This window comes from Candidatus Dependentiae bacterium (assembly GCA_018897535.1).
Taxonomy (GTDB): Bacteria; Babelota; Babeliae; order Babelales; family UASB340; genus UASB340.
The window spans coordinates 1-7717 of sequence record JAHIKO010000033.1; the positions used below are offsets into that span (position 1 = coordinate 1).

Below are 7717 nucleotides of genomic sequence, written 5' to 3' on the forward strand. Positions count from 1 at the left end.
AGGATTTGGTATTCCAATATTAGAAGCCTTTTCTTGCGGTTGTCCAGTTGTGCTTAGTAATAGAAGTTCTTTTCCTGAAATTGCTTTAGATGCTGGAGTTTATTTTGAGCCTGAAAATGTTGAATCTATAGTTGAATCAATTGAAAAGATTTTTATAGACAAAAACTTAAAACTTGAAAAAATATCGATTGGACTAAAACGGGCACATGATTTTTCATGGCAAAAAACTGCAAGTAAAACTAAAGAAATTTATAAAAGTATTTTATGAAACAAAAAGTAGCTCTTATAACAGGTATTACCGGACAAGATGGGGCGTATCTTAGCAAGTTATTACTTGAAAAAAATTACAAAGTTTTTGGAATAGTAAGAAATCAAGATAGTTATTTTAATTTGGAATATTTAAAAATTAAAAATAAAATTAATTTTCTAGAAATAAATTTAGGTAATTTAAACGAAGTTTTAGCCAGTATAAATAATATAAATCCGGATGAAATTTATAATTTTGCAGCTCAAAGTTCCGTTGGCCTTTCTATCGATCAACCATACGATACTATTAATTTTAATATAATATCTACATTGAACTTATTGGAATCAATAAGATTATCAAAAGAAACTATAAAATTGTTTCAGCCATCGAGTAGTGAGATGTATGGAAATCCTGAAAATTTGCCAATAAACGAAAAAAGTAAATTTTCTCATAAAAATAATCCATATGCTATTTCAAAGTCGTCTGCGCATGAAATTTGTGTGCTTTATAGAGATTTGTACAAGTTGTTTATTTGCTGCGGAATCATGTTTAATCATGAATCGTATCTTCGGGGACAAAATTTCTTTGTAAAAAAGGTTATTCGTGAAGCAATAGAGATAAAAAAGGGTAAGCGAGATTTTTTGTTTGTTGGAAATTTAGAAACTAAGCGCGATTTTGGTTTTGCACCTGAATACGTGAAAGCTATGTGGCTTATGTTGCAACAAAATATCCCGGATGATTATGTAATTGCATCCGGAAAATCTATTTCGTTAAAAGATATAGTTTTTTATGTTTTTGATTATTTAAAAATAGATAAAAGTAAAATAAAAATAGATAAAAATCTTATAAGGCCTGTAGAAGTTGCTGATTGTTATGGAGATTCTTCCAAAGCAAAAACGGTTTTAGGGTGGCAATATAATTTAAGTTTTTATAATGTTTTGGATATTTTGATTAAAGAAGAGCTAGAGAATTGCAATATTTGATTCAATATTTTTTATTTTTTTGAATAAATCAATATCCTCTTCATGAAAAGCACATATATCAAAATAGTAAACAATTTGTTTATATTTTTTATTAGATTTTAAATACGTATTTAAATCTATAAATGTTTCTGGATTATTTGTAGACATTAAGAAATTTCCAAAATTATCGTAGATAATAAACTGTTTGTATCCAGTAGATATTAAATTATTTATCGTATCTATACTTTCTTGGTCACCATTTTGGGGTATACTTGGATCATATTCAAAAAATATAATAGGTTTTAGCTTTTTAATTATATTTAATGAATCGTTGATAATGCAAAAATCATATCCATCAGTATCTATTTTAAGTAATTTAAAATTTAGAAATTTTTTATGTGAATTAAGAATTGTTAATAAAGATTTGTTTTGTATAATATTTTTTCCCAAGATAGAACTATTTGTTTTATGAATTGAATTTACAATAGTTGCTGTACCTTTATCCGTCTTTATTTTTTCTTTATCTATAAAAATATTTTCGGGACCTACAAAACATTCTTCAATTTTTATATGGGTTCCAATAATTTTTGTATTTTCTTTTAATATGGGTAAAAAAATATCATTGCCTTCAATGCATAATGTCGGAATATTATTGTATTTTGATAAAAGGGCTGCAGAATCTCCAATATTTGCGCCAATATCTATAGCTGTTAAATTCGGATATTTATTGTTAATTATTTTTGCAATTTCACCTAATGCTATATCATATCTTTTGAATGTTTCTTGATAATTTTTAAGAGCATGCTTACTTGGCAATTTAATTGAATATGGGCCTATTTGATGTTTTATAAAAATATTATTTTGTGTGATAATTTTTTTTATAATGAATTTTTTAATTTTATTTAGCATAAGAATATCTTTCTTCTCTTTTGAATTATTAGATTAAATATAGAATATATTAATAAATAAATATCAAAAAATAAATTGATTGAAAATAGACTTGAAATTGCCAATATTTGTTCAACCAAAAATTATGTGGAAAAAATATTTAAAGTTGTTGATGAATTTGAGCGTATTATAAGATGTTGGAGTTCTAAAGATATTTATAAACATCTTTAAATTATCTATCCATTGTAAGATGTGACATAAAGGTGTTAGTTTTCTTGTAACATATATTGGTACAAATTTTTTGTCATCTTGAACTTGTTTCAGTATCTAGTATTTGTTTGTTGAATTTGTGATAAATTAAGGGGCCATCTAAAGTTGCTTTAAGGTGTAGTTCAAACTCATTTATATCTTGATTAATGTGAAAAATTTTTATTTTTAGTAGGGGTTCTAAAATTTTTTTGTTTGAATATATATCTTTCTTATCAGAGGTTAAAAAAATGGAACAATTCGTTTTATAAGCCGAATCAAGATGAAGAGCATCTCTTCGATTATTTTTACCTATAATATTTTTAATTTCTGATAAAAGTATGCTTCCTTTGCAATCACCCCAAGTATAACTATCTTCGGCCCAACTTATATTAGCATCACGCCATTGAACTTCTGATGGATAAGCGAGATTTATGCTACTACTTTTGGTTCTGTGTGCTGAATCACATGGATATTGGTAAAAATCACATATGTAACAATATTTTTTTATAAATTTTTTATCTGTAGCGCCAGAATCTAAATATACTTTAATTTTATTCATTATAATTTTTTTATAAAATCCATAAAAGCTTTCATAGGACACATATTTGTGTTTATATGATATCTTAAATACGTGTGCAGTTAAAGTTCTCACAAAAATAATTTATCAAAACTACGATTGATTATTGAAATATGTGAAAAATAATTATACTTTTATTGAAATTAGGAGTTTGAAATGCAAAAAAAATTTGATAAAAAAGGGTGTATTATAGCATTAAATTCAATTAAAACAGTTAAAAGAAATATTGGTTATGCTTTGTTATTAAAAGAAGCGATCGATTCAAATAGAATTGGTCCACAAAATTTTTGTAAAATATTGGATGTTAAGGATATAAAAGAAAAAGCTATAGTAATTTCAAATGATTATGAAAAGAATTGTGGAGCATTAAAGGAATATTCTAGTAATGTTTTTAGTTGCATAGTTAACTATTCAATGCTTTTGGTTAGAGAATGTGTAGATCCATCGCTTTTGATCAAAGAGATTGATAATCCAGATATTTATGCTGTGCAAAATATTATTATACTTGTAAGAAATGCTGTATCGCACCTTCGCACTGATTTACAAATTAATTCAAATATTGTTCGCCCCAAGTGGAGAATTGATGATGATAAAAAGAACATGAGAAGATTCTTTGAAATACGAAAAATTGGTGTAAGTTTGGATGCTGCCAATGTAAATGGAACCTTTTTTGAGTATAATCAAATAAAGTCAAAAGATGGTATGGGAGGTGTAGCAAATATTTTAAGAATTTTAGAATTTTACGAAAAATATTTGAATGATTTATTAAAGTCTTAGGTCTAAACAAGTTCAAGATGATAATGGAAAAAGTTGGTAGTAATAATTATTTGAGAATTTCAAAATATTTGGTTTCATAGTTCCATTTAATAAAAAGTGGCTTTTGATCTAAATATTTTTTATCGATTTTTAAAGTAAAATCTGTTATTGCATTTATACCATTAATCTTTTCAATTTTATTTATAATTTTTTTACCTAGAGAATAGCTGCAATCGTTTAAATCAAAATTTACTTTATGTGGATTGTTTGTTTTAAAATTAAAGCCATTTTTTATCTGTGTAATTGTTACATAATTTTTATCATAAAAATTGCTTATGATATTTCCCCAACCGGCATCTTGGACTAAATTGGAATCTGATTGTGTAATGGCTGTTGTCGGGTCAAAGTAGATTTGTAGTTTGGGATTGTTAAGTAAGATCCAAAAAATATCTGCATTTTGTTGGCCAAACATATCGGTTGGATATCCAAAAAAGCAGAGTGCTCTATTTTGAATTTTAGGATTTTGTATCAGCTTTTCAGTTGCAATTCTCATGATATTGTATTTTGCTTCTCTTTTTGAAAAACTTTTTACTGTAAATATTATTAAAAATAGAATGAAAATAAATGTAAAAGTAAAAATAAATTTTTTGAACTTCTTTAGATTGATATTGTTGTATTTGAATAAAAATATAAAACTAAGAAATAAAAATGGATAACTTTCATAAATATATCTTGGATTATAATGGCCCAAAAGACTTGGCCAGAGTAGTAGAAGTCCAGATAGAAAAAAATATAACACATAAATTTTTCTATAATTTTTGATAAAGAATGTAAAAATAATTAAAAATAAAAATATTATTATTGAGCCGCGTAATATTGGTTTTCCCCAGGCAAGCCAGGATAATCCAAATAAATCGTAAATAAAAACTTTAAATTCTGGTATTTTTTCTAAAAATAAATTTCTAAATTTTGCAAATATTGAAATATTATGTGTGTTTAAATTTTTTAGATCCAATGGGTAAAGATATAATCTTAAAGATAGAAAAAAAATTACGCATAACCAGTAGTTAAGAGTTAATTTTAAGTTTATGAAAAACTGTGAAAAAAAAGTTTTTAAATTAATGGGTTTTAATTTATTTATGTAAAGATATGTGCCAAAAAAAATTATTATGGGTAAAACTACAGATGTCTCTCGTGTAAAAAGCGAAAGTAGGAATAAAAAACCGGCAAAAATATTATATTTAATTTTTTTTGTATCTAAATATTTTTTAAATAACAAAATGCTTAAAAGCATAAGCGTAAGATTGATGTAGTAGTGTAAATTTACAATGGCACCAAATCTATAGGCTATTTGCGGATGAAATGCAAAAAATAGTGATAATAAAATCGCAGGGAATATTTTTATAAAATAAGTAAAAATATTGAATAAAATTACTGCATTTATTGCGTGAAAAAATATGTTTAATAAAAAATATGGATAAGCATATGACCCAAACAACCAGTATTGAATGCCAAAGTAAATTAAATATAATGGGCGATAAAATGTTGTAAAAAATGAACTAGGTCCTGTTGGTTGAATATAATTTGAGGGTCCGGCGCCTTTGGCTATATTGCCGTCCAAAAAGCAATAAAACAGATCTTTAAATGTTTTTAATTTATAACCTTCGAATAATGCATGAAAATCATCGGCACCAAAAAACCACCAATTTTTGTAAGGTAATCCGAGTAAAATAACAACAAAACAAAATAGCAAAATAGAAATAATCAAAATTTTTTTATTTTTAAAAAATTTTTTAATCACAAAAGATCTTTCGCTGTAATATTTAAAATTTTAAATTTTGCTTTTTCATAATCCCAAGTAATAAATATTGGATTTTGTAGTAAATATTTTTGTGGGATATTTATTTTTGTTTTACTTGTTTTTATATTGTTTTCGTAAAAACAAAGTAAATCAGTGTTTAGGGATTCGAGATCGGCTCCTGAATTTGTAATGGTTACTTTTAAATAATTTTTATCAAATTGTGGAATTTCTCTGTAAGAAAATCGATTTTTTTCAACCATTTTTGTACCAAAATGATAAACAGGTAAACTGTTATCTTTTTTTAAAAACCAAACTGCCTGCGCTGTTCCCATATCGAACCAATAAGGAGGAAGTGCAATAAAACATAATGGTTTTTTGTTTTTAATTTGATTTTGAATAATTTTATTATTAATAAGTTCTTTAAAACTTGTTGATATGTGATTTAAGACTTTTTCTCGAAGCTTTAGTTTGTTGTGCAAAAAAAGCGCAAATATTATTATTAAACTTACTGATAATATGCTGTATAAATTTTTATTTTTAAAAAAATTAAAATTTAAGTTTGAATAAGAGAATAAAAAGATTATTCCCATAATAAAAAATGGGATGGATATGTAAATATAACGCGGTTGATACTGTATTAAAATTGCCGGCCAGCTAAAAATTAAGACACTAAATAATAAAAAAATAATATTAAGTTTTTTACGATTATGCATAAACAAAAATAACAATATTACTGCAAGTGAAATTATAATTAAACCATTTATTATTTGGTGATTTTTGGGAAGCCAGGTAAGCATAAACATATCTGAAATATAAGTTACAAAATCAAAAATGCGTAGCCCCATTCTATTAAAAAAAGAAGAAAGATTTAGTTCGCAGTTAAATGTTCCGGCATTAGAATTTATTGGAAACATGCTTGCTCGAGTGATTAAATAAAAAATAGCAACTAACCAGTAGCCAATAGAGATTTTTAGCGCAAATCTTATATTTTTAATATTTTGTACTTTTTCATAAAAATATATTGCAAATATAACCCAAAATGGAAACACGATTGTTTGTTCTTTTAAAAATAAATTACTTGCAAAAAGTGTGCATGAAATTAAATAAAATTTGAGTTTTTCCGAATCTAAATATTTTTTTAAAAATAATATTGATATTAAGAATACAAAAAGTTCTATTTGGTAGGTTTGGGCACTTGTCCAGCCAAGCCAATTCCACAAGCTTGGATGAAATGCAAAAAAAAGTGATGCCAAAAATGCAAAAATTATGGGTGCAAAATATGTAAAAATATTAAATAAAATTACACTATTTAACGCATGAAACGCTATTGTGACCAAATAATAACCGTAAGCATTTGTTGAAAATAAACAATATTGGGGCAAATAATAGATAAACGACATTGGCCTAAATAGCCCCTGTAAAAAACTTTGTATTTTTATGGCGCTATCAACATTTGAAGGGTTGTATAAATTTTCTATATTACCCTGGGTAAAATAATTTAAAATACATTTATAAGATTTTATATTGCAGTAATAAAGATTTCCCCAGTCGTCAGTTTTAAATCCCCAATTATAAAAAGGTATTCCCAAGATTGAAATTATTATTAAAAAAAGTATTGTAGAAACAAATATTTTGTTATTTTTCATGATTATTATTCAAATAAAAATTAAAGATAGATTTATAGATAAAATAAGCATCTTTTATTGGTTTGAAGTGTGAATTTTTATTATTTTCTATATATATTGTTTCAATTGGTATTTCACTAATTTTCAGATTAAATTTTTTTGCATATAAAAGCATATTAGTTTCATATTCATATCTGTCACCCGGAATATTGACAAAACTTTCCAATTTTTCTGTGGGTATAAAGCGTAATCCTGTTTGAGTGTCATAAATTTTTTGTTTTGATACAAAAGAAATTGCAAATCTGCTTAAAAAATTACCAAGCATACTTCTTAATGGGACTGATTTTGTTCTAAAATATCTTTTACCTAAAATTAATTTATTTAAATTTGTTTGATTTGCGAGTTTTGTTATATCGTTTACGCTATGTTGCCCATCTGCATCTGCAGTTATTATTCCCGATAAATTTTGAAAATTGTTTAAACAAAATTTTATACCGGACTTAAGAGCTTGACCTTTGCCCATATTTTTTTCATGAATAATTAAATTTATATTTAAATTTTTTATCTTTTCAAATATATCATTAAAGCTTTGGGTACTGCCGTCGTTAATTA

The 7717-nt window shown here is 25.4% G+C and carries 8 protein-coding genes; 3 read left to right on the forward strand and 5 right to left on the reverse strand.

Annotated features, from left to right (window positions below):
• Both KKE07_01815 and KKE07_01820 read left to right on the forward strand, forming a co-directional pair.
• The coding region (locus KKE07_01815) for a glycosyltransferase (GenBank protein MBU4269595.1) at positions 1-268 on the forward strand (268 nt) is incomplete at its 5' end.
• Positions 265-1230 carry a GDP-mannose 4,6-dehydratase gene (locus tag KKE07_01820; GenBank protein MBU4269596.1) on the forward strand — a complete coding sequence of 322 codons (966 nt, stop codon included), beginning with the start codon at positions 265-267 and terminating at the stop codon, positions 1228-1230. The genes KKE07_01815 and KKE07_01820, both read left to right, overlap by 4 nt.
• Here the strand turns inward: KKE07_01820 and KKE07_01825 are convergent.
• Positions 1210-2118: an FkbM family methyltransferase gene (locus KKE07_01825; GenBank protein MBU4269597.1), complete on the reverse strand. Its 909-nt coding sequence runs from the start codon at positions 2116-2118 to the stop codon at positions 1210-1212. The two genes, KKE07_01820 and KKE07_01825, sit on opposite strands and share 21 nt — an antisense overlap.
• Before the next feature lie 283 nt (positions 2119-2401).
• Complete coding sequence (locus KKE07_01830) at positions 2402-2905, reverse strand: hypothetical protein (GenBank protein ID MBU4269598.1); 504 nt, start codon at positions 2903-2905, stop codon at positions 2402-2404.
• 174 nt (positions 2906-3079) lie between these two features.
• On the opposite strand from KKE07_01830, the gene KKE07_01835 reads away from it, so the two are divergent.
• Positions 3080-3700, forward strand: a complete 621-nt coding sequence (locus KKE07_01835) for a hypothetical protein (GenBank protein MBU4269599.1) — start codon at positions 3080-3082, stop codon at positions 3698-3700.
• Between the two features lie 46 nt (positions 3701-3746).
• Here KKE07_01835 and KKE07_01840 read toward each other — a convergent pair whose 3' ends face one another.
• From KKE07_01840 to KKE07_01850, 3 genes are all read right to left on the reverse strand, one after another.
• Positions 3747-5480: a hypothetical protein gene (locus tag KKE07_01840; protein MBU4269600.1), complete on the reverse strand. Its 1734-nt coding sequence runs from the start codon at positions 5478-5480 to the stop codon at positions 3747-3749.
• Positions 5477-7126 carry a hypothetical protein gene (locus tag KKE07_01845; protein MBU4269601.1) on the reverse strand — a complete coding sequence of 550 codons (1650 nt, stop codon included), beginning with the start codon at positions 7124-7126 and terminating at the stop codon, positions 5477-5479. The genes KKE07_01840 and KKE07_01845 overlap by 4 nt, the downstream gene beginning before the upstream one ends.
• Positions 7116-7717 (reverse strand): glycosyltransferase family 2 protein (locus KKE07_01850; GenBank protein MBU4269602.1); only part of this gene is annotated, 602 nt, incomplete at its 5' end. The genes KKE07_01850 and KKE07_01845, both read right to left, overlap by 11 nt.

Coding starts and splice junctions, on each gene's coding strand:
- KKE07_01830 (MBU4269598.1), bottom strand. CDS start 2,905: ATGAATAAAATTAAAGTATATTTAGATTCTGGCGCTACAGATAAAAAA.
- KKE07_01845 (MBU4269601.1), bottom strand. CDS start 7,126: ATGAAAAATAACAAAATATTTGTTTCTACAATACTTTTTTTAATAATA.
- KKE07_01820 (MBU4269596.1), top strand. CDS start 265: ATGAAACAAAAAGTAGCTCTTATAACAGGTATTACCGGACAAGATGGG.
- KKE07_01825 (MBU4269597.1), bottom strand. CDS start 2,118: ATGCTAAATAAAATTAAAAAATTCATTATAAAAAAAATTATCACACAA.
- KKE07_01835 (MBU4269599.1), top strand. CDS start 3,080: ATGCAAAAAAAATTTGATAAAAAAGGGTGTATTATAGCATTAAATTCA.